Origin of the sequence: Bacteroides faecalis (assembly GCF_003865075.1) — a bacterium.
In the GTDB taxonomy this organism is placed as follows: domain Bacteria; phylum Bacteroidota; class Bacteroidia; order Bacteroidales; family Bacteroidaceae; genus Bacteroides; species Bacteroides faecalis.
Window position 1 is genome coordinate 90,451 of sequence record NZ_BHWB01000010.1, and the last position, 23,362, is coordinate 113,812.

A 23,362-nucleotide genomic window follows, 5' to 3' on the forward strand; every position below is an offset into this window, starting at 1 on the left:
AAGTATATATTTAGAATGGTCCATTGGCATCAGTCTCATTCCCTGCATAGATATGGGAATCAGGTGCTGGCAATCTGGGTGCTAGATTATCAGTATATAAAAGATAAAGATTTTCCAACGGACGTGTTGTTGCTACATATAATGCTGACTCTTTTTCAGTCATTGGTTCTATATTCCAGTAAACATAGTTCCTGAATTCATTAAGCCCACAGCATGGAATAAATACATCATTAAATTGTAATCCCTTAGCACAGTGCCAAGTAATTATTTTAGGACTTGTTGATTTGAAATCTATATCCATATAATCGTGTGTTTTCCATTGAACAGGTATGCCTTTTGACACAAAATAGTCCCGAATCATAGTAACTTGATCGTTATAATACACAAGAATACCCACATCTATTAAACCATTATTAACGTATTCTATAATTTTATTAAGTTGCGATGTGGTTTGTATTAAACGTGGCTTTGGACCATGTTTGATACATGCAAATGACAAACGAGATGCGGGACGTATATGTTCACCAACCTTTGCATTTTCGATTGTGAGACGATGGTTAATACACAAATCTTGTGGATGAATTCCTAATTGTTTAGCTGTTTCCTCTACACTTTGGACTGGATGGTTTGGGAATTCCATTATTGATTGATTAGAATCTCCAAAAAACCAGCAGTATTTTCCATGAGCCTTAAAATCTGCAATTTCATCAGCATTAAAGTCCTGGCACTCATCTATGAACATATATGTGAATTGCGGTTTTGAAGAACGTTTCCATTCTTCAAAATAATATACATGGCCTTCGTTTTGTCCAATTTCAGCTAATTCGTCAACAAAAAATTGTTTTAGTGATTTTGTATAAACTATAATTGCATAGGAACTAGTTAGCGTCGAAACTTGTTTGGCTTTCTTTAGAAGAGTCAACGATTTTCCAGAACCTGCAATTCCCTTAACTATTGCGGTTCGTTCTGCAGACATATTGATAATTATCTGCTGGTCTTTGTCTGGTGTAAGATTATCTAGTGCCATAAATCATAAGGTATATTTTTATCTGCTAACGGATTTATTGCACGACATGTTTTTAGAGTATATCCAGCCATTACTTCCTGAGCAAATGATTTATTACAAATTATTCTGTATGCGATTTTACTTCTATCACTATTTTTTCCCCTGTGGGATACATGAAAAATATCTTGCATATAACAACCGGAACATTGGTTCTCGAGGTGGTAACATGCATTTGGCACGATACTTTTATATTGCTGTGAGTTCTTTAAAAATCTATTTATTCCACTATTCATCATTTGTGGATAATACAAACCATTATCTACTTTTGTTGTTACATCAGAAATGATAAAGACTCCATTGGCTTTAAGCAATGGAGAAAAATACGAAACTATCAATTCATACGGATTACTTTTATTAAAAGTTCCACGTTGTACAAACTCATTTATTGCCTTAAACGACATTATAAAATGATACTGCACATTTGACATATTTATAACATCCTGTATTTCCAGTTCAGATTCAATATAAATACATTGAGGATTAATATGGATTTCAAGTCTGAATTCTGGTGCTTTTTCCATCAACTCCGTAAGATGATATAAAAATAATATTGCATCCGGATTTGCATCGTACGCATTTATATTTACTCGTTTTAAATTGGGAAGATTGTCGCTTAAAGCAACAAGTAAGCCTACAATTTCACCACCTGTTCCGCAGCAAAAATCTAACACGTTTATTTCCTGCAAATTATACAATGATTGTTTATATTTATCATTTGTCATTAGAGAGGATATAATACTATAAGCTTCCGCAAAACTTCTAGGAAAATATGTTCCTAGGTATAATTTTACAAATTCGTATGGTTGATCTGGATTATAAACCACCTCCATAGGGCATGGTTCATAGACAGCCTCAAAATCATCAAAGATAATTTTATCAATCCATTTAGGAAGTATAACAGATTTATTATCCATAAAACTTTTCTCTTATCTATTGTCTTCTTTTTGAATTGTCAATATTTGGACACAAATATATAAAAAGGATTGCAGATTCTCGAGAAAATCTTCGAAAAACTGCAATTCTTTTGTGAGAAAGATTGTTTGCCTACAAAACAACGCTATTTGTTATCGTTTTCGTTTGAATGAAGTCATATTATTATCATGCTTCTTCTCGCTCCACGGCAAATCCGAAGACACCTCTCCACCTCCTGTACCGACATGCACTTGTGCCGGGCCTCCGACTGCAAGGGTGAACGCTGCTCCCAATAGCTCCACTTGTCTTGTGCTTACCTGTTCCTGCGGCTCGAATACTGCATTGACAAACTCCTCGTCCGTGATTTGTCCGTTGAAATGCCTTTGGGCCACATCATAGTCTATTTGGAATTTAGTGTTCTCGAAAAGTTCCTCTCCGACCCGAGTCCAGATGTGGAGTGACGGATTCCGATAGTTTGAGACATTGGTACGTACAAGTTTTGCACCGGATGACAGGCTGTAACGCTGCGGATTGACCTTGCGGTCAAGCAAGCCTATCTGCTTCCGTTGCCTGTCTATGACTGTATCTTTCTCTTTTGACTGTCGCTCGGCGGTTTCCGCCCTGCGGATGGCCGCGTCTATCTCTTTCTGATAGCCGTTCCGTAGTTTCCCGATTTCTGATTTATGTTGTTCCTGCAATCGAACCTTTTCTGCCTGAAGTTCCTTAATCTGTTTATTGAGTTTGGCAATCAGCTCATCCTTGTTCGCAAGTTCCTTTTTTGCCTTAGCAAGGTCTCCCTTGCCGAACCACGATAGTACGGTACTTCTGCCTTCTTTTGCCCGTTCAATGTCTGCCTGTAATCTGGTAATGTCTTCCTCATATTGGATTACCTGCTGCCTGTAATATTCCGAGTTCGTCTGATGCTTGGCGGTAGAGCCGACAATCCCACGCTGCAAACCGAACGGTTTCATGGCCTTGGCATAGCTGTTCTGGTATTCATGTAATTTGGTACGACGCATCACATCGTCCGCCGACAGACGGGGTCCGGACTTCGTTTCATATTTCTTTTCGCCCTCCCGCTTCCTGCGGATACGCTCATCGGTTACAACGGGCACGACTGTGGCGTGCAGGTGCGGGGTCTTTTCGTCCATGTGCAGAACGCAGGACACAAGGTTCTCGTTACCAAAGGTCTCCTTTAGCCATTTGAGATTGGCATCGATCCAATAGTCCAGTTTGCCGTCATTGGCAATTTTCATCATCTGTTCATGTGTTCCGGTCAGCATTACGCGTATTGCCTTTGTCTGGTTCTTGCTGACTTTGCGGCGCAGCCCGACGGTCTCGATGCGGCGCTGTATCGCCTCGGTGCGATTGGACACGCCATCGGAAAATCTGACCAACTCACGGTTGAGATGTGTCCGGTCTGCGTCGGCATTGACCGGCACATAAACCATTCCCTTGGCATCCTTTCTTTCTATATGGCATGACATTCCACTGTCATTACCGCTGCCACGCTGCAGGTGGCAGACAGCGTATTGTGTATTACTCATATCTGTTCGTTATTTTATTGTTATTCTTGTTGTAAAATCCCGTTAGACAGCCGAAGGCATACCCGGAGCCTGAGGAGTGTCCTCGGTTTATGGGCTTTTTGACTGCCGGACGCGAAGCGGAGGTGGTGAAAATGCCCTAATAAGCTACGGGATTTTACAACCCCATTTTCATGGAACAGCGAGCTGTCCGTTGTGCCTCCTTCATTCCATCTTTCCTGCATCTACCAGTTCGAGTTCAAAGGTGTTGATGAAGGTCTGTAACGCGGGATTGAGTTCTATCATCTTCTGTAGAATCATCTGCGGTGTATCTTCCATCAGGAGGAAGTCGGCGATGTCCAGTCCCCGACTACGCTGTTCATCGGTCGCCATCTTCTCCAACAGATCGGAACAGGTGGCAGATTTACAAATGGACTGTAGCATCTTGGCTTTGCACCGCCATTCACCCGTTGCCTTGAGGTCGGGGAAGAGAACCACATCATGCCCTCGTAGTACCTGCATGGCCTCGCTGTTGAAGCTGCCGTGCATCCCTCCGGTGGCGAGCCATACCAAATCAGGGATGAACAATGCTGCAATCAGTGCTGTTTTCTCGCTTTCTACAATGCCAACGGTTCTTGCCAGAGATGAAGTATCAGCCAGCAGATGCTCACCGAACAGGCATTGTCTCATGTGGAACCCCGGTATCTTTCTTACCGAATGTACCCAGCTGACCTGACTGAATGGCTGCTTGATACGATGTCCGGTTGTTGCATCATAGCCCATAATCTTGCCAGCCCGGACATTACCGTTGACATCAATCTGCCAGAACACAGTCGCACCGTGCCACATCTTGGATGTACCGACCTTGTAGAGATTGAACAGCCGTTCCGTTTTCTCTTTACCTGCCACAATGGTCAGGTATCGGTATAAAGGGTTGATGTCAAACCTCTGCATGGACAGCTCCACCCAAGCATAAGGAAGATAAGGAATCTGTGGCTGTGATTTAGGTGATGATTTTACTACTGATTTTATGACTGTTGATGTAACATTGCCATACCCATCTTGTCCGGTCAAAGTATCCTTGACAGCAGGGTTGTCATGAAAATATTCTCTGGGTGTATAGTGGTAGCCGCAACTGTTGATGTGGTCACACTTGCCCACATTGCCGGGAAACGAAACCTGCCCTTCCTCGTCAACGTACCGGGTAAAACAGGCTTTCCTGCCGCATCCGGGACAGACGGTCTTGCTGCCCGGACTGTATTTCTGGAGATGGAATCTGTATTCACTCATAGCTATCTCTTTTTGATTCCTGCAAACCGAAAGGTTATTTGCAGTCTGCAGTCCTTGCAGTTTTGCAGGATTTTTCCGTTTTCAGTAACTCGAAACTGCAAGACTGAAGAAACTGCAAGCTGCAACAGGGGGCATTTCATTGCAGTCTTTGGTTGATTACTCATTTTCATTTATGGAGTATTTGCCGGATCCATACATGACTTTCTCGTAATGTCCGGCTTTCGCTTTCCGCAGAAGACGGCTGTGGCATAGTTCCTTGAGATAGTTCATCACAGTACGCTCGCTGACACCCTGCAATTCTTTGCCTATGGCAATGGCCGTCTTTGTATCAAAAGTATCAGGTAGCAATGACAGCAACACCTTCGGTGGCTCTTCACAGGTGTCGTTCGCCACGAAGGAACGGAGACGGATATATGAATCCTCGAAGTAGTCATTCAGACGTATGGCGGCTTTCACTGATGCCATATCCACAAATTGCAGGTGACTTTCATCGGAAGCATATCGCAAGACCTGAATTATCAGAGCCAACCGTGCTACATGAGTAGGATGTTTCATCTCCCGGCTGTCCACTTCGGCATCATCCTCTATTTGATTGATACGCTCCACTTTCCTGTTCCACCATGAGAAAAAGTATTCCTTGGCATCTCTGGCCATAGACAGCACATGAGGTATCCTTTCTTCCGCTTCGGCTTCATAATCCAAGGCAAGAACCTTGTTCAATATGTTCTCCCACCGTGTTGCAGCCAAGGAAGTCATCTCCCCGTCATCGTCCCGGTTTATCCACTTTGATATTTCTGGGGACTTGGGCATAACGAACAGGATGCGGTCAAGCAGTCCGTTTTCCTCGAATCCCTTTCTGAGAAGTTCATGTACACGCTTGGTCTGTGTACCCCCGATGATGTTGATGCACGGATGTTCTATGTGGACGGGAATGGCGTTGTTTACCCTTGTCACGTCCAAAGCTCCGCCACTCCATGCGGTAAGCAGCTGTTCTATGAGCTGTCCGTTCGTGTAGCGGTTGGCGGAGTTGAACATGCCCATTATCTCGTCCACCAGAATGACCACGCTTCTCGGATTGTTGTTGTGCGTCAGCATTAGCGATTCGGGTGTGAAGTCGGACACGATGGTACGTTTCAGGACAGGCTTCCTCCCGTTTTCTCCTGCCGCCTTCCATGCTTCCATCTCTGCCGCATACGCCTTGAACAGGGCATAGTCATGTTTCCGTATCGGGCGGAATGCCGCCTCCAATGGCGGTGTCTTGCCCAGTCCGGGTCTGCCTACCAGAATGATGTACAACGCACCGTTGCTCTGCCAGTCACCCTTGATACGGATGCGGTATGTGCCGCCCAAGGCAGCGGACACGGCCGACAGCATGGATGTTGCGATGAACTCCGCCTTGTAGTTCTCGTATGTGGCCATATCGAGTATGATTGACTGCACGGTCTGGGGAAACACATCCAAGGGGAAGCCCGTGTCTCCGGTATGCTCCGCCTCCATGCGTATCCGGTTGCACAGTTCAAGCCGGGTATTCTTCATCTCATCCATTTCTCTTCTTGCAATAGGATGTAATACTCTCTGACCTGCCTCCCGTCTGCACACGGCGCACATCGGACTTGGCGTACATGTTCTTGTTGCCGACCTTGACGGGAACGAGGTAGCCCCGCTTCGCCCACAGGTTGAGCGTACCCTCGCACACGTTCAACAGTTCACGGACTTGCTTTGTATTCAGCCAGCCTTCTTCCGCTTCACGTTGCATGGCTGCATTCCGCTCTTCCTGCTGCGCCATGATGGTGCGTTGCACGATGGACTCCGCAAACATTTTAAGGTCTGTGGGAGTGACTTCCAGTTTCACGCTCGCTCCCTGCTCGACCAGACTTTCAATTGTAATCATAAATATCAGCTTTTGAAGTTTTTGACGGCCATCTTCAAAAGTTCCCTGATGCTCCGCTTCCGATGGCTTATAAAAGAGAAGCACCGCCGACCCTCGGGAAAAGGATTGACGGTGCAAAAGTATATATGAATTGAAACAGATTGATATATAGCAGATTGTCTTAAATTGTCATGACAATTCAAGTCTGTATGACCATATAAAACGGCTTTATTTTACCCTATTCTGCCATATCTGTGTCTTTATCCGTGCCGATAATATCTCTGATTGACTCCACTAATGTCTGGAACAGTTCCCGGTTCTCGTCACTTTCGATAAGCAGTGCCGACTGGTCTTTACCGTCCTTGATGACGTGCCTTGCCGTTTTCAGAAACCCGACCGCCTGCCGTATGGCACTCTCGCTTTTCAGTGTCAGCAAATCCGGAAACTGCAAGGTCAGACCAACGCTGTATTCCTTGGCTGTATGCATACCGGCAACCAAGCGCAACTCCTTCAATACATAGAACGGCAGTGCCTGATGGACGGCATTTGTATTGACAGTGACAAAATTGCGGATGCATTGTATTACAGCCTCCTTGTTCTCGCAGTCAAGATATTCTGCAAGTGGCCGCTCCTGTATCTTTTTCTTTCCGGCTGTACGTTGTGCTGTTGTTGTATCAATATTGGTTTCCTCTAAATTTGTTGTACAGGCGTTATTGTCATTGCCAGCCTTCATTTCATCTGTGACGGACTGTAACGCCCATTCACCGATATTGCCTTTCCTAATGGCATCGTTCATGGAAAAATATCTGTCCCAGTCGGCTTTGGTGCGGAAACCGTTTTTAATGGATACATCTATAATCTGTTTGGCAACAAAAGAGCAACTTTGCCTGTCGGCATTATCCACTTTCGGGTGCTTCATCTGCTTGTCTATCATGCTGACCATCGCCTCGAAACTCTTGCCGTAATACAGCCAACTCAGTACAAGCGGTGCCAAAAGGGTAATATGTCGGTACTTGCCGCTAAAAAAGGATTTTACCCTGCCCCATAATGAAACCAGTACCGAATCGTTTGAATTATTGTTTTCCCTTTGCTTCTGAAACGTCTCCACAATCTGTTTTGGCACAGATTCCTCCTTGAACAGCAGGTCTATATCGTTGAAATCATCCTTACTGTCATCGTTCCAGCATAACTCCCATTCCGTTTTGATTTTAGGCAGTTGCTTGAATATGCTCCGGCAGATAGCCAGGTACTGCCTTTCGTCACCGTTTGTCATCAGGCGTGCGAAACGGCAATATTCCTCCCTGTGAGTGTTTTTCCACTGGAGAATATCTGCCTTAAACTGTTCGTATGTCAGTTTATGCTCGTCCATATTCATGCTGCTTTATCGGGTTGAATATAAATAGGGTATAAGAAATGAGGGAAACGGTCAATCCAACAGGTTTACCAGCTCCTTCTTCATCTCGTCATCAATCTTGCGGTATCTGGCGAAAGCCCGGCTTCCTTCCGAATGCCCCGACATGGAGGCAATCAGGTTCGGGTCCTTGACCTGCTTGTAAAGGTTGCCTATAAAGGTTTTCCGTGCCGTGTGGGTTGTTGCCACCTCATATAAAGGCTTTGCCACATCCTCTCGTGTCTTCGGGTCAAGCACCCTGACCATACGGTCGATGCCCACATACTTGAGGATTTCCTTTATCTTCCTGTTGTAGCCGAAGTGCGAGAACCGGGGAAGCAGCGCGTCTTCCAGATCCTTGTACCGTTCCAGTATATCCAGTGCCTTTTGATTCAAAGGAACTCGTACCGTGTTGGCGTGTTCCAGTTTGGTCTTTTGCGGGATATACTCCACACAGCCGTCAACGATGTTCGCCTTGGTCAGCCTGTTCAGGTCGCTGACACGGCAGCCGATAAGGCACTGGAACATGAATATGTCACGGTAGACCGGATAGGTTGCACCCAATCCGCTCAAATCGGCATAGTACACTTTGTCCCGCTCTTCAAGAGTAAGATAGAACGGGTCACCATACATGGGCTGGGTAATCTGGTACTGGTCAAACGGATTGTTTCTTGTCAGTCCGCGCTTGATGCACCACTTGATGACGGTACGGATGCGGTAGAGACTGCCCGACATGCTGTTTTCGGAACGCTTCTGCTCGACATTGCGACGCAGTTCGTTCTGATAGAATGCCGGGTACATATCCACATACCTGTATTCTTCCTGTATCCAGAACTTGAAGTCCCTTATGTCATCTGCCGTGATGGAGTCGATGCAGAGGTGGAATCCGCGCTGGTGCATGACCTCGTGCCGGAAACGCTCGTAGCGCAGCACCTTGTTGAGATTGTCCAGATGGTGCTTCATGCTGTCGTGCGCAAGCGGAGTCTCGTCGATATATTTTTGTATCTGATATGACAGCAGGTATTCTTCTGCCTTGTTTCCGCCCCTTGCGTTGATGTTGGGATGGTGGTATTCCTCTATCAGCCCTTTCAGCCAGTTGCCGTCCACGCCACGGTGGTATTCCTTGGTGATAAGGTGGGTTATCTGCTGGATGTCCCTGTCGAAGTTCATCCGCTTCTCTTCCGATACCAGGGCCACACGGGGCTTGTACCCCTGCTTCTCCGCGCTCCAGTGGTTGGGATTGATGGACAGTTCGCTTGCAGCCTTGATGTCCACTCCGCCAACATCCCGGACACGGAAATAGACACGTGCCAGATCCGTCACGTTGTTCTTGGCCGATGTCTTTCTGATGAATGCCGTCACTTTCATATATGTATCCTTTTTAAGTTTCCTAATTTATCATTTCAACCAGCTTGCGCTTCATGTCGTCGTCAATGGTGCGGTAACGTCTGAACGCCTTGCTTCCCTCCACGTGTCCCGACATGGAGGCTATCAGGTTCGGGTCGGGTACCTGCTTGTACAGGTTGCCTACAAAGGTCTTCCGTGCCGTATGGCTGCTAGCCACCTCGTACAAGGGTCTTTGCACGGTATTGTAGCCGTGCGTGTCAAGGATGGTGACCATACGGTCTATACCGCAATGCTTCAGCAGCTCCCTTATGCCGAGATTATAGGTGTGTATAGGCTTGAATGGAAGTAATTTATCCGCATTTGCATCATAGCGTTCCAGTATCTTCAATGCCTTTTCATGTAATGGTACTCTGACGGTCTTTGCCTGACACTTCTTTGTCTTCTGCGGCATGTATTCTACAAAGCCGTCTCTGATATTCTCCCTTGTCAGCCTGTAAAGGTCACTGACACGGCAGCCGATATAGCAGTGAAACACGAAAATGTCCCGGATGACCGCCAGTTTGGGGTTGTCACCCAGATCCGCATCGTACAGGATATTCCTTTCCTCTGACGTAAGAAAGAACGGATCGCCGTATGTCGGTTCCTTGCAGCCATAGAGGGCATAGACCTCGTTGTCGGAATACTTCATTTTCTTGCACCAGTGCAGGAACGTACAGAAGAGGTTCATGATGTTGATGACGGTCGTGTTGGACAGCGGCTTGGGCTTATGGTTGATGAGCATACGAGTGGCATAAAATTCGGGATGTTCCTGACGCAGCAGGTATTCATCTGCGACATAATCCCGGAAATCGTTCATCTGTTCCAGTGTGACGGTTTCCACAAAGAGGGTGAAATCTGTGTTGCCCAGTATCTCCCGTTGGTAGTCGTGGTAACGTGACATCTTGCGCTCGAAGCGTATGATGTGCTCCTTGGTTCTCTCCGCACCGTCAAACTTCTCCAAATATTCATGAATACGGCAGAGCAGGTTCGGATGGTTGCGCTCGAAGGCGCGGACAGGGTACAGCACGTCCTCTATGGCCTGCTTCAGCCACTTGCTGTTCGCCTTATCCGAAAAGGTCTTTTCTACCCTCTCGATGATGGCGGCTATCTGTTCGGGCAAGCGTTTCTGTTCGGTGGCAGGTACTGCCGTCGTGCGTCTATAACTGAGCGTGTCCGCATCCCAATACTTGTCATATACGGCAAGGGGAGAAACGACCTTTATGTCCACGTTCTTCTCCCTGACCCGGAAGCAGATGTTCGAGGTCTGGGAATCGCTCTTTTTCAGATATACGGAAACTTTCATCGGCAATGCGTTTTTGATTCACGATGCAAAGGTACAATAATTCCCATACATGTTCCCATATATCCCGAAGAAACTTGAAACGGATTAAAACAAATTAAGATGTCTGTCCTGAATCCGATACCACATAAAACACTGTATATTAACGATTATATTTGCAGTTGTTATGCTTTTGTTTTCATTTTCGAGTTTTCAGAATATATATCAAAACATATATTGCAGTTCCACGCTTCGTTGTTTAATAAAATGGCTCTAAGGGCTGCGGAGTTCATAAAAGTAAATGATGAACGGATTTAGACTCCAACAAAGCATTTGTATGCCGGAAAAAATGTCATTGTGTCGCAGCAGTGCCATAACAAAATCAATTTTATTCCTATTCATAAGTTTTTTTCTATGTACGGAAGCCTTTGCTGATTATTACCGTGTGACTGCACCAAACGGGCTTAATGTACGTGCTTCGGCTAATAAAAACAGTGAGGTGTTGGGGCAATTATCCCAAGGCAACGTCGTTGATGTCATATCCATAGAAAACGGATGGGCTAATATCAATTATAACGGTTGGCAAGGTTATGTCAGTACCTCATATCTGACAGCCGTAGCAGACGAAGGGGATGCGAGTACTTCGACAAAAGAGAAATCGTGGAGTTTCTTCTCGTGGCTGTTTAATACAGAAGGTGAATCTGCGTGGTTCACCGGGTTAAAATGGATTTTTTTTATCGGTATCGCTATCTTCCTTGTCAAGATTGCATTGTTGGTAATTGTCAGAATGCTTGGTTTTGGGCTTGTACTTGGAGTAATCGCTTTGCTGATAGGCTTCATAATCAAATGGATTGGTTGGATAGAAGCGGGTACAATGTGGAATATTGCCAAATGGGGCTTTTACATTGGTAATGTTTTGGGCTTGCTTGATTCGTTCATTCATTTTGGGGAGATACTTGATGATGCAGCAACCGACACAGGTGGCAGTTCTTCTTCAAACAGTGATGACGGATTGAAACGCTATTCGGTAATGGTTGATAATCAAGAGTATATACTCACTCAAAATTCCAAGTACAGTGAATGCGATTACACCGACCAATATGGTAATCCGTGGAATTGTGACAGCACAGGTTTTCACCCTTTGTAAAGAATTTGTAGAAGCAATTATCAAATCAGACAGACATCACTAACTTTAAACAACAATAAAGATGAAAAGATTATCCATTTTATTGTGCATGATAACTCTCGGAGTTTTTATAATGGCTCATACTGCCACTGCACAGACAAGTTTCTCTATTCCCCCAAAAAGTTACCCGACAGAAGTACCGTTTAAGTGTGATGCGGGAGTGGATCGTTATTGGCATGTTACAAGTGTCACCTGTACAGGTCGTGCCAACGGTGGTTACAAATTTAGAATAAAGGGAACGGCACAGAAAACGAGCCGCAGTTTGTCGATAGACTTGTTCTATCTCATGCCGGGCAACCGGTTGATGACTGCGGGAGCCTATTACTTCCCGAGTATCGAGGCGGGAAAGCCCTTTAGCTTTGAAATTGTTTCCGCCTTTTCCGGCTATGCCCCGTCCAAGTTCAACGGCTTTTTCATTTCCAGCGAAGTGCTGCAAAAGCTTCTGTTAAAGGAACAGGAAGAGACAGAAGCGACAAGTAATGATACCTCCACAAGGAGATTTGGTATGCCGACAACGAAAAAATCAGAAGCGGAACAAGAACCCGCCAAACCCAAGACAGATCCCAACAAGGTTTATCAATCCACCGATGATGCAATAGAGCAACTGCCGGAATTTACCGGGGGTATGCAAGCATTTATGAGCCACATCTCGAAAAACATACGTTACCCGTGGATATGCAAAGAGCAGAAAATACAGGGGATGTGCTTGTCGGCTTCGTGGTGGAGAAGGACGGTTCTGTGTCGAATGTGACCGCTTTAAAAAAGGTACATGCCAATTTGAACACCGAAGCCATAAGGGTGGTCAAGTCTTCACCTAAATGGAAACCCGGTTTAGTGGAAGGTCAGCCTGCACGCGTTCAAATGGCCGTGTATGTAAATTTTAGATTGTAATTCTCAAAATGATAAATCAGATGAAAACACTAAAAATTTTTACAGGCTATGCTTTTGTATTTTTGTTCATGGCGAGTATAGCAGGTTGCAATGGCGATGACAAGCATAATAATAAGCCATATACCCCGTTGCATGTTTATTTCAACCCGTTGCAGTTGGATATGAGCATGGAAACGTTAATACCCTACTTTGTGAATTATCCCACAGACTGGGCAAAAATGGGATTGAGAAATTATCCTATGCTGATGACTTACGAGTACAACAATGCGGCTTGGGGAGTAACGGCCTCTACAGCCTATGTCTTTCATCCAAATGGCCGTCTGTCTGAACAGCGGCGCACCTCGTTCAATGTTGGTGCTTCCGAGTTTGATGTGGTTTCGTATGCGTATGACGGAAATTCAAACCTCGCTGAAATCAAGACTGAAGAAGACGGACGCTACAAGCGCCGCTATATTGATAACGGCTTCTTTTACGATGCGGCAGGCAGACTGATCCGGCGGGAAAGAGACCGAGGGGGAAACCCGGGTACATGGAACTATCTTTATGAGTATCATGAAAACGGAACCTTAAAATCCATATCACCGGAAAAAGATAATTCCTTGGCTTCTGAAGCCGGAGTGACGCTCTACAAATTTCAGGTAGATTCTCTTGGACGGATAGAGAGGATCGAAAACGTCAAAACCACAAACATCTTTTTGAAAGGCATCAGCGAGTATAAAAGAGGAAAATCGGTGACGGTATTTTCCTACACGGACAATCTGTGTACGCAAGCCGTGGAAAAAATTCCCGTTAAGTTTGACCAAAGTACAGAAACGCTGACCTGCACGAGTACCTTTACCTACAACTCGCATGGTGATTTAGCCACGTGGACTTATTCGGGTGGCGTGTATAAGAATAAAGGCAACAGTTGGCGTGTGGACGATATGACTTTCACCGTCACTTACGACTATGTTTACGATGAGAAAGGTAACTGGACGCAAGCAAAAATCATATTCCCTGCAAATATTGATGAGATACCCGCCTTGCGCACCTATTACAAGGCTACAAAGAACGGCTTTACCTCCAACCAAGACCGCTCTCCGTCAACGAAAAAGGGCGAAACGCCTTTCGTGACCGTCAGCCGTACCATTAATTATTATGACGGAGACGCAATGACAAATGAAACATCGGCGGGCGAAAAGGAAGAAAAACAGCCTGAAAAGGAACTGCTCTATAAAGGTACAGACACGCACGGGCTTTTGGGCAAAGTAAAATCCGTAACGGAAGAACACGAATGCTTGAAATTTGACCAATCCGGTAATCTTGTGTATCATAAGAACAGCTTTGATAAAGAGACTACATACAAATATCTTACTCCTACATCATATAACGTAAGCGGATGGGGAGAGGCTGTAGTCAATATAACAATAAAGGACGGATTACGTTCCGATACGGATTCGGACACCAATATAGAACTCAACCACGAGTACACGTTTGACAGTAGCCAACGACTTATCAAACATGTATTCTGTTCACAAATGGCAATGGTTACGTGTACCTACCAATATAAGGGGAATGACAAATATCCCTCAACCATGATAGAGGAACATCCCGAAGAAGGTGTGACCACTTACCATTACACTTATACGCAGTTCGACAAGAAAAACAACTGGACGGAACGAAAGGTCAGCTATGCCACAGAATACGATGACTATGACGATGATATGAATTATATCGGGAAAAAGCAAACATGGCCGGAAGAATACACCGAGAAAAGAAACATTAAGTATTGGTAAACTGGATTAGAGGGCGGTCAGAGACTTAATTTAGCCCCTCTCTGCTCTCGTTCAATTTTCCAATCATACGCCCCCTCTGCGACATCGCCCACCTCACCAAGTGTGTGGCGATGTTTTATTTCGTCAAAAGGCTTTCTGCTTTCAGCATATTCGCACAGCCATTCTCCAACCGCCTTTTGCTGTTCGGTAGTTTCCCCGTATTCCTGCATTACGCTCTTGATGTCTGCGGCTTCGGAAGGGGCGAAGACAGACTTGTGCTGCTCCGTACCGAAATGGATAATCGCATTGACTGCCCGCTCTTGCAGGTTCGCAATCTTGCGCTCATGCTCAAGGTTCATTTTGGATTGTTTGTTTTATGTCATCATCTTTTATTTTATGGTTTTACTTGTTGATTCGATACGCAAATGTATATCGTTTGATTTGGAAAACTCAAATTTTTATCATTTGTAAATAATTGATTTACAACTATTTAATACATCAAATTGAGGCTTGTTCATGCCTTTTGTACAGAAGAATATCCGGCAAAATGCCAGACATCGCTTTCTGTGCGCTTTATCACTAAAATACTGTCTGTTTGCAGGCGGTGGCTTTGACTTTTGTACAATCATGCGGCAAAACAAACGCAGGGTTGCCACATCTTCACCGGGTATTCTGCCGAAAGGCGTGAAACAAATTTTAACACATAATTTTCCTGTTATCCTGCGCATTTGGCTGAAAATCCCATTTGTGTTATCCGCTTTGATACAAGAAAATAAAAAACGCACTGAACCAGTGATATTTAGGTGTTTCGATTTGTTTTTCATGGGACAAATTTGTACCTTTGTACCTGTACAACAGATATTCAGAGACGGATATTCGGAGCAAAGCGTTCTTGATTTTATTTTCCTGTGTTTTTGTCCCGTTTGGGATTTGTCTCACGGAACAAGATTTTGTAAAACGCTGGCTTAGAGAATGTTGGCAGTAAGGAAAAAGGTGAAAATGCGCTAACCACCATAACCACCAGAAATGAAGAAAGGAAGTTATACCCCAATTACGGATAGCATAACCTTAATTACGTTTTTACCGAACCCCATAAAATAAGAGTGAATATTATTTGTACCTTTACCTTACTCAAATACTTATGTCTATGGATAAAATAATAAAATTAGAAAATGTAGACCAGTACAACAACTTGTACGGACTCGAAACATTGCATCCATTAATAAGCGTCATCGACTTTACGAAAGCCACCAAACGGTCAATCATATCCAAATGATTTATGGGCTTTATTTATGTACTCTTCCTGAAACAGTCCAAAAGTTGCGAAATTAAATATGAACGTAAATTCTATGACTATCAGTAAGAAACGATTGTTAGTTTCTCTCCCAGTCAAACCATTGACATTGAGACAAGTTTTTGAAATAGGTATTAAAAAGATGTTCTAATGGAAGATAAAATATAAATATAGAGACTGTACATCAATGTAACTGTTGTCTGGGACATAAGACGTTACATCCGCTGGTAAGTGTCATCGACTTATCAAATGCCAATATAGAACAGCGTACTATCAAATTTGACTTTTATACCATCCTGCTGATGGAAGGGCAACCTGAAGATTTTCCTTATGGACGTAAATATTATGACTACTCTAATGCCATATTAGTGTTTCTCACTCCAGGAGAGATCATCAAGACAGATAAACATAAGGTACTTCCATCGTATAATTGTTTTCAATATTAGAAAGACACAACTAGATTACGAATCGAACATAGTATATGTTTTCCACTTTGAATCTTCTGTAAAAGTGACTTTGAAGATATCTAATTCAGAATTCAGTCCGTCCTTCCTCACAATAGACTCCAGCATACCATTTCTACTATTATAAAAGAAAAAATACTCTAAAAACACCGTAGCAAAACGAGGTATTTGGATAGTTTTCGTACATACATCCCGACCTTTGGCATCCATTTCGACTTCAAACTGATACTCGCCATAAGAGATAATTACTTTACCATCCTCTTTCTTCAATGACGCTTCTACTTCTTGCAATAAATCCTCTGCTATAGTATGATATAAAATTTTAGCAGCAGTAATAGCCTGTCTCTTTATAAATCAGATTGATTTACTTATAAACATTTTTATAAAATTCATCTTGATATTCTTCACTGCCCAAGGTTTGACAGCAAATGAAGGGATTACTTCATTATCATCATCTTTGCTACACGAGGCAAAGGCAATTGCTATACAAAGCAAAAGTAAAGTATAAAACTTATTCATACTTGTTTATTAAAAGCGTAAAAACATAGCGTTTAATCTTCTACAATAAACGGCTACTATTTGTCGGCAACAAAGATAATTTCAATACCCATTAGTATCAAACATTCAATTAAATATTCACTATAAAAAACAGAAGTAATTCTATTGCATAGAAGACAACAATGCACGAGGATAAAATAAATCGGAGCACATGCCAAAAGATTCAATCAGGAAAGTATCGGTATCTGCTATGAAGGCGGACTCGATTGTCAAGGGTAGCCAAAAACACCCGAACGACATAACAAAACATTCGATGCGTGTATTGATTCTCACATTGCTGAAAAATTATCCGAACTGCCACGTATGTTTTAAGTTCTGACCACAACGGGAATGGCGAAATAGAACCGGAAGAGTAATCAAAGCTTGCCCTTGCTTTGATGTAAAAAACTGGCAATTGCTTTAAATAGGACAGATATAACATAAAATCCCCGGTAATGCCTTAGACACTCGACATTCCAGGGATTTTCCTTACACACAAAAGTTATTATAGAAAATTGAAAACTGTTCTGTTAAAAGTGTAAACCTACGGTGAGGATTACTTTATGATTGTTATTCTTTAATTGTGTTCCTTCCAAAAATTGACTGTAGAAAGCATAGAAATCGTCTTTATAATGACTATATTGATAGGCCATGTCCACATAGAACATCTCTCCACGATATCCACAACCTAAAGTATAATTGTTAGTTCTTCCAGCATTCGAATACTCCGTATCTGTACGGATTGAATTGTCGGGCAAATATTTAAAAGCACTTGATTTCATTGAAGCTGTAACATGATTATATCCTAAACGGAAAGCAAATTCGGGAGCTAACTTGAATTCAACTCCTGCACGAAGCGTATGAACTCCATCCATCATTGTTTTTATGTCATTAGTCTCATATAGCTCCTCGCCATCAGGATCTTTCATTTTAGCGGATGAATAATCCATATATTCATATTCCAATCCTACAGCAGCTACCGAACCAAATGTATATCCTGTACTCAAATTAAACTTCCAAGGGGTTACCAAACGATACTTAAATTCACCATCCATCGGATTATTATTACGATCAACAGGTTCGACACCCCCCGGTGCTACACCTTCTACATTTAAATCATAATCAATAAATGCACGACTACGCTCAGTTATGGAATAGAAAGTTGGAGTATGGATTGCACCTCCGATACGGAAAGAAGAACTTTCAATCGGACGCCAAATAAATCCTAACTTTAAATCAACTCCACTACCATCTGACCAGAAGTCATTACCTAGATCATAACCACCATGTTCATTACCTTGCTTATCAGTAAAGTCCTCTTTATAAAGGCTTGTACGTTTATAGTCTATACTATATGCACCAATAGTTGCACCCAAATAAAAGCGATCATAGAAATTGAAAGAGACATTGAAATCATAAGAATGTAGACCTCCTCTTTCACGAGCTGTATAAGCTTGTCTTACCTTATCACCTTCATGAAAGTATGAAAGATAACCATTAAATTTCTCTCCCTCCTCCGGTTTTTCTGTATTTTCAATATATTCAGGAACAGCTAAATGTGCGTCATATCCTAATAATCCAAGCCAAGGTATATCCGGATTCGTATAGGCATCTTTCCGGTTCAGAATTTCAACAGGGAATGGTGCATACTGACCCGCATCATTATAGTTCAACATTCCTGCCATAGTCTCAGTTTGAGATGCTCCGAAGATTCCGTTCATTACCATATTCTTATCAAACGATTTCGTACGCCGATAATTAAAACCAAAATTCACAAAACGTAAAGAGGAATAATTTCCTATTTTCGTTGAGAGTACAAATCCCGCATTGTCAAAGGAACCGCGAAATTTATCTACGCTCGGTCCACCTCCTGATTGTTTGGAACCTATATTGGTAAAACCAAAAGATAACATCACATCATTACTACGATATATACCGATTCCGGCAGGGTTGGTTCCCATAGTTGAGATATCACCTCCTAATGCTCCCATAGCGCCCCCCATACCAATGAAACGTGCAGTTCCATTCAAGTCACTTCCCATCCAACGGTTGGCGTCATAGATCGTAGGCTGTGCATACACACTACCCATGCAAAAAAGAAGTGCACCGGTTAGGGCTATTTTACCTATATTTTTCATAACTTTATATCTTTAGTCAATCATTTTACCTTCTTACTATTTCTTCTCTACTACTATCTTCTGCTACCACCACCTGATGAACGTGAGGAGCCACCACCTGAACTACGTGAAGAACCACCGCTGGTGCTACCACCGCTGCTACGAGAAGGAGTATAAGATGGACTACTGCTTCTGGAAGGAGTATAGGACGGTGATGAACTGCGACTAGAACCCGGTGAATACGTTGAACTGCTACGTGAAGAAGGTGAACTGCTACGAGTAGAGGACGAGCTACCACGTGAATAGGTTGAACTGCTACGAGAAGATGAAGAAGAATTACCACGAGAGTAAGAAGAACTTCTACGAGTTTCCGTAGATGAACTCCGACGATATGTAGATGGTTCTCTTGTAGTAGTTGACGTATTATCACGTGTACTACTAGGACGCGTATAGGTAGATGAACCACGACGAGAGGATTCACCTCGAGTACCGGATGTTCCCTCGATACGGGAATTTGTAGGAATCCGAGTACCTACGACTCTGCCGTTGGATGATCCACGAACAGAACTTCCCTGGTAGTTGGAGCGGCCTCCCTCACCCCGTCTGGAGTAAGATGATGAACCACTGCTATAACGGGCACGATTATTGGCATTCAGTACACTACGTCCGCCATAATAAGGTCGGCTAACGCCTCCCCAACTCGGACCACCACCCCAATGATGATGATGTCCCCATGAACCGCCACCATACCAGCCCCCCCAGTAACTGCCATAATAAGGATAGTATCCCCAACCACAGTAAGGACGATTCCAGCCCCATCCGTAGTTCCAGCCCCAGCTATAGTTCCAACCCCAACCATAAGAGTTATAGCGCCAATCCCACCAAGCCGGATTACCGAATGTAGGGAATGCATAAGCATAGAATCCATCAGTATAAATGTTCCAGTCCCACGAATTAACTCCATAAACTAAATCCCAATAGAGCGGACTATTGACGCTGATAGCGAAACGCGGATTACGGAAACGAATAATACGTTCTGCATATTCATAATCTTCATCTGTTCCGTTAAATTCACCATTTATCCATTCTCCATCTAAATCTGAAGTCTTTTTTCCTTTAATATATAAAGTGTCATTCTCCATTTCGAACTCGTTGTTGCGAGCATCGTAACGGCGATTATATTCATCCACATCTCGTGTTTTTCCTTTACGGTCTTGAATAACGACCGTAGTACCCGGTGAGGTATAGATGTTGGTCGTAACCTGTTTCTTCGTTTCCTTCTTGACCGGAGTTTCTTTTTTTTCCTTTTTGTCTTTAGAAGGGATGAAGTAAAGGTCATCATCAGCGCTTTGTGCCCTCAGACCTAGCGGGAGGCATAAAGCAATCATCAGGAAATAAACAATCTTTTTCATATCATCGCGGTTTATATAATTACTTATACTTTTTCACTTTACAAAGATAAAGAAGAGATTCTCCTTTAAAGGAAGATTTTCCCCAAACGATTATAGGGATTTCCCTATAATTTTATCACAAATATAAAAAAATGCTGATTAACAGTATACTAACTAACAATAAATTAGCATTAAATGTTGTTATATGTCACTTTTTAGCTTTTTTGAGGGTGAGTGATTCTTCTTACAAAAAAGCACAGTTCTTGATAAAAACAGTAATCATGGTTACATAACCCGTAATTTATATACAATCAGGTTCACGATTCCACTGTACTTTTGCATCGATAATTAAAAGGAAAACTTTAAAACATTATTCAGTATGTACTTAGAAAATATTTATTCCCCGGAAGATGTAAAGAAGTTATCAGTGAAAGAACTGAATGATTTAAGTGGTGAAATTCGTGTGGCACTGTTACAAAAATTAAGTGAACATGGAGGACACTTTGGACCTAATTTCGGAATGGTGGAAACGACTATTGCTTTGCATTATGTGTTCAATTCTCCAAAAGATAAAATAATATTTGACGTGTCACACCAAAGTTATGTGCACAAGATGCTGACCGGACGTAAAGATGCCTTTCTTAATCCGGACAAATATGATGAAGTGTCAGGTTACACCGAACCCAAAGAAAGTAAACATGATTTCTTTATAATAGGCCATACATCGACTTCCGTTAGTTTGGCAAGCGGATTGGCTAAAGGGCGCGATCTGAATGGAGGAAATGAAAATATAATAGCAGTGATAGGAGATGGTTCGTTAAGCGGCGGTGAAGCTTTCGAAGGCTTGAATTATGCTGCGGAGCTAGGTAGTAATATGATTATTATCGTTAATGATAATCAGATGTCCATTGCCGAGAATCATGGAGGCTTATACCAGAATCTAAAAGCTCTGCGTGACAGTAACGGTCAATGTGAATGTAACTACTTTAAAGCTATGGGACTTGATTATATGTATGTAAAGGATGGCAATAATGTGGAAGCTTTGATTGAGGCTTTCTCCAAGGTAAAAGATATCCAACATCCTATTGTAGTACATATTAACACGCTTAAAGGCAAAGGTTACGAACATGCAGAACAGAACAAAGAAACCTATCATTGGCGTACTCCATTCAACATAGAGACGGGAGAAGCGAAGGTAGATTACGGTAAGACGGAAGATTATTCCGAAATGACCGCACAGTATCTACTAAAGAAAATGAAAGAAGATTCACGAATGGTAGCAATCACTTCGGGCACTCCCACTGTTATGGGATTTACTCCGAATCGTCGACAGGAAGCAGGTAAACAATTCGTGGATGTCGGTATTGCCGAAGAACACGCTGTAGCGCTGGCTTCGGGTATCGCAGCCAATGGGGGAAAACCTGTTTATGGGGTATATAGTACATTTATCCAACGTTCTTATGATCAGCTTTCGCAAGATCTTTGTATCAATAATAATCCGGCAGTGCTGTTAGTCTTCTGGGGAACATTATCTAGTATGAATGATGTAACGCATCTTTGTTTCTTCGATATTCCACTCATTAGTAACATCCCTAATATGGTTTATCTGGCTCCGACTTGCAAAGAAGAATATCTGGCTATGCTCGAATGGAGTATCCGTCAAAACGAACATCCGGTAGCGATTCGCGTTCCGGCAACTGAAATCATTAGTTGTGGTGAACCTGTCGATACTGATTATAGCGAGCTCAACCGTTATAAAGTCACTCATCGTGGTTCAAAAGTAGCAATCCTGGCTTTAGGTTCGTTTTTTGGATTGGGACAGTCAGTGATCTCTTTATTGAAAGAGAAAACAGGCATTGATGCTACATTAATCAATCCGCGTTATATCACAGGAGTGGATAGTGAACTCATGAATGAACTGAAAACTGATCATCAACTGGTGATTACTTTGGAAGATGGCGTATTGGACGGAGGATTTGGTGAGAAGATCGCCCGTTACTATGGAGCTTCGAATATGAAGGTTCTCAACTTCGGAGCAAAGAAAGAGTTTGTAGATCGTTTTAATTTACAAGAACTACTTCGTGCCAACCATTTGACTGACAAACAGATTGTGGAAGATATTATGAAACTTATCAGATAAATTATTCACTGTTTCTCTGATTACTCAAACAGAGCGCCTATTTACATCAATTAGACGCTCTGTTTTTTCAATGGAGTCTCTGTTTTCCAACTAGCGAGAAACAGCTCCTTTAATCATCTTTAAATATATAAGAACTATTTTCCTTCGTCCTTTTTCTGACTAAAGATCAAATTACCTCTCTGGCTGATTGTCCACAATCCGTCTATAAGTCTCACATTCTTTGTATCATCGTCTTCTACATTCCAGACAGATCCACCGGATGGCAAACTACGTTTATCCAATATTTCATTAGGCTGATTATTAGAAAAGAAAAGTTCTACCCGCGCAGAATCCGGACTAAAAACGATAAAAGCAGAAGCGCCACTCCCGTCTATAGCTTCCGTACGTATTCCTTTCTCAAAAAGGCGTATGCAATTTTGCTGAACTTCACACCATACATATCCGGCAGAACCGATACATCCATGACCGTCACGATCATCACCCAAGAGCGCCCTTTCACGAGGAGTTACCACTATTTTAGTAGCCGACATTCCTTCAGAATACTTTCCATTGTAATACACTGTAGCAGTGTCTTCCAATAATATCCCATCGGGAGAGTCTCTTTTAGCATTTAGTGTACTAAACTCTAAGGTGTCACCCGATTGAGAAACGATAGTTAAGGTGTTCATTGTAGCGTCAGAGATCACTCCCTTCACACTTACTTGTTGGGGTGTACAAGCTGTCATTGCCAACAAGCACACTCCCGCCATTACATTTAGATTCTTCATAATTACTATAAATTAAAAATGATTTGCAAAGATATGAACTGGGTTCAATAAAACAATTACTTCCGTCGCCACTATTACACAATGAGCATGCAATACAACTTCATA

19 protein-coding genes and 4 pseudogenes are annotated in these 23,362 nt (G+C 42.8%); 8 read left to right on the top strand and 15 right to left on the bottom strand.

All coding sequences use genetic code 11. The features are described from left to right. Positions 1-10: 10 nt before the first annotated feature. The 9 genes from EJF25_RS16310 to EJF25_RS16350 form a co-directional block, all read right to left on the bottom strand. The gene (locus tag EJF25_RS16310; protein WP_125041971.1) at positions 11-1,027 is read right to left on the bottom strand and encodes a 3'-5' exonuclease; all 1,017 of its coding nucleotides are present in this window, start codon (positions 1,025-1,027) and stop codon (positions 11-13) included. Next, the gene (locus EJF25_RS16315; RefSeq protein WP_015532746.1) at positions 1,018-1,980 is read right to left on the bottom strand and encodes a hypothetical protein; all 963 of its coding nucleotides are present in this window, start codon (positions 1,978-1,980) and stop codon (positions 1,018-1,020) included. Before EJF25_RS16315 ends, EJF25_RS16310 begins: the two co-directional genes overlap by 10 nt. A gap of 150 nt (positions 1,981-2,130) precedes the next feature. Continuing rightward, positions 2,131-3,525 carry a MobV family relaxase gene (gene mobV, locus EJF25_RS16320; protein WP_125041972.1) on the bottom strand — a complete coding sequence of 465 codons (1,395 nt, stop codon included), beginning with the start codon at positions 3,523-3,525 and terminating at the stop codon, positions 2,131-2,133. A gap of 201 nt (positions 3,526-3,726) precedes the next feature. Next, positions 3,727-4,791: a DUF6371 domain-containing protein gene (locus tag EJF25_RS16325; RefSeq protein WP_125041973.1), complete on the bottom strand. Its 1,065-nt coding sequence runs from the start codon at positions 4,789-4,791 to the stop codon at positions 3,727-3,729. Between the two features lie 156 nt (positions 4,792-4,947). Further along, positions 4,948-6,336, bottom strand: a complete 1,389-nt coding sequence (locus tag EJF25_RS16330) for a DUF3987 domain-containing protein (RefSeq protein ID WP_125041974.1) — start codon at positions 6,334-6,336, stop codon at positions 4,948-4,950. Then, entirely contained in the window at positions 6,329-6,766 is a 438-nt protein-coding gene (locus EJF25_RS16335) for a helix-turn-helix domain-containing protein (RefSeq protein WP_125042020.1), read from the bottom strand. Before EJF25_RS16335 ends, EJF25_RS16330 begins: the two co-directional genes overlap by 8 nt. A 133-nt stretch (positions 6,767-6,899) precedes the next feature. Beyond that, a complete protein-coding gene (locus tag EJF25_RS16340; protein WP_125041975.1) occupies positions 6,900-8,036 on the bottom strand; it encodes a DUF6043 family protein in 1,137 nt (378 codons plus the stop codon). Between the two features lie 51 nt (positions 8,037-8,087). Then, the gene (locus EJF25_RS16345; RefSeq protein ID WP_117682207.1) at positions 8,088-9,419 is read right to left on the bottom strand and encodes a site-specific integrase; all 1,332 of its coding nucleotides are present in this window, start codon (positions 9,417-9,419) and stop codon (positions 8,088-8,090) included. Positions 9,420-9,441: 22 nt separating this feature from the next. After that, complete coding sequence (locus EJF25_RS16350) at positions 9,442-10,740, bottom strand: site-specific integrase (protein ID WP_125041976.1); 1,299 nt, start codon at positions 10,738-10,740, stop codon at positions 9,442-9,444. Between the two features lie 277 nt (positions 10,741-11,017). Between EJF25_RS16350 and EJF25_RS16355 the strand changes: the two genes are divergently transcribed. From EJF25_RS16355 to EJF25_RS16365, 4 genes are all read left to right on the top strand, one after another. Then, positions 11,018-11,863 (top strand): SH3 domain-containing protein, encoded by an 846-nt coding sequence (locus EJF25_RS16355; RefSeq protein WP_125041977.1) that lies wholly within the window; start codon positions 11,018-11,020, stop codon positions 11,861-11,863. Between the two features lie 61 nt (positions 11,864-11,924). Continuing rightward, complete coding sequence (locus tag EJF25_RS16360; RefSeq protein WP_235016836.1) at positions 11,925-12,653, top strand: energy transducer TonB; 729 nt, start codon at positions 11,925-11,927, stop codon at positions 12,651-12,653. Beyond that, positions 12,578-12,793, top strand: coding sequence for an energy transducer TonB (locus tag EJF25_RS25795; protein WP_235016842.1), 216 nt, complete (start codon positions 12,578-12,580; stop codon positions 12,791-12,793). The genes EJF25_RS16360 and EJF25_RS25795 overlap by 76 nt, the downstream gene beginning before the upstream one ends. 20 nt (positions 12,794-12,813) lie before the next feature. Next, entirely contained in the window at positions 12,814-14,568 is a 1,755-nt protein-coding gene (locus tag EJF25_RS16365; RefSeq protein ID WP_235016837.1) for a hypothetical protein, read from the top strand. Between the two features lie 17 nt (positions 14,569-14,585). On the opposite strand, the pseudogene EJF25_RS16370 reads toward EJF25_RS16365, so the two are convergent. Beyond that, positions 14,586-14,864: pseudogene (locus EJF25_RS16370) on the bottom strand (mobilization protein); the annotation flags it as partial. A 144-nt stretch (positions 14,865-15,008) separates the two neighbouring features. Beyond that, positions 15,009-15,371 carry a hypothetical protein gene (locus tag EJF25_RS16375; protein WP_125041979.1) on the bottom strand — a complete coding sequence of 121 codons (363 nt, stop codon included), beginning with the start codon at positions 15,369-15,371 and terminating at the stop codon, positions 15,009-15,011. A 323-nt stretch (positions 15,372-15,694) separates the two neighbouring features. Between EJF25_RS16375 and EJF25_RS26350 the strand changes: the two are divergent. Beyond that, positions 15,695-15,907 (top strand): annotated as a pseudogene (locus EJF25_RS26350) (AraC family transcriptional regulator); the annotation flags it as partial. Between the two features lie 98 nt (positions 15,908-16,005). After that, positions 16,006-16,266: pseudogene (locus EJF25_RS25800) on the top strand (AraC family transcriptional regulator); the annotation flags it as partial. Positions 16,267-16,302: 36 nt separating this feature from the next. On the opposite strand, the gene EJF25_RS16390 reads toward EJF25_RS25800, so the two are convergent. Then, positions 16,303-16,596, bottom strand: a complete 294-nt coding sequence (locus EJF25_RS16390) for a hypothetical protein (RefSeq protein ID WP_125041980.1) — start codon at positions 16,594-16,596, stop codon at positions 16,303-16,305. Positions 16,597-17,004: 408 nt separating this feature from the next. Between EJF25_RS16390 and EJF25_RS25805 the strand changes: the two are divergent. Continuing rightward, a pseudogene (locus EJF25_RS25805) lies at positions 17,005-17,266 on the top strand (peptidoglycan recognition protein family protein); the annotation flags it as partial. A gap of 106 nt (positions 17,267-17,372) precedes the next feature. Here the strand turns inward: EJF25_RS25805 and EJF25_RS16400 are convergent. Further along, positions 17,373-18,980 carry a hypothetical protein gene (locus EJF25_RS16400; protein ID WP_235016838.1) on the bottom strand — a complete coding sequence of 536 codons (1,608 nt, stop codon included), beginning with the start codon at positions 18,978-18,980 and terminating at the stop codon, positions 17,373-17,375. 53 nt (positions 18,981-19,033) lie between these two features. Continuing rightward, on the bottom strand, positions 19,034-20,371 hold the full coding sequence (locus tag EJF25_RS16405; protein WP_125041981.1) for a hypothetical protein: 1,338 nt from the start codon (positions 20,369-20,371) through the stop codon (positions 19,034-19,036). Between the two features lie 358 nt (positions 20,372-20,729). On the opposite strand from EJF25_RS16405, the gene EJF25_RS16410 reads away from it, so the two are divergent. Next, a complete protein-coding gene (locus EJF25_RS16410; RefSeq protein WP_125041982.1) occupies positions 20,730-22,490 on the top strand; it encodes a 1-deoxy-D-xylulose-5-phosphate synthase in 1,761 nt (586 codons plus the stop codon). A gap of 134 nt (positions 22,491-22,624) precedes the next feature. Here EJF25_RS16410 and EJF25_RS16415 read toward each other — a convergent pair whose 3' ends face one another. Beyond that, on the bottom strand, positions 22,625-23,257 hold the full coding sequence (locus EJF25_RS16415) for a hypothetical protein (RefSeq protein WP_125041983.1): 633 nt from the start codon (positions 23,255-23,257) through the stop codon (positions 22,625-22,627). Positions 23,258-23,362 lie beyond the last annotated feature (105 nt).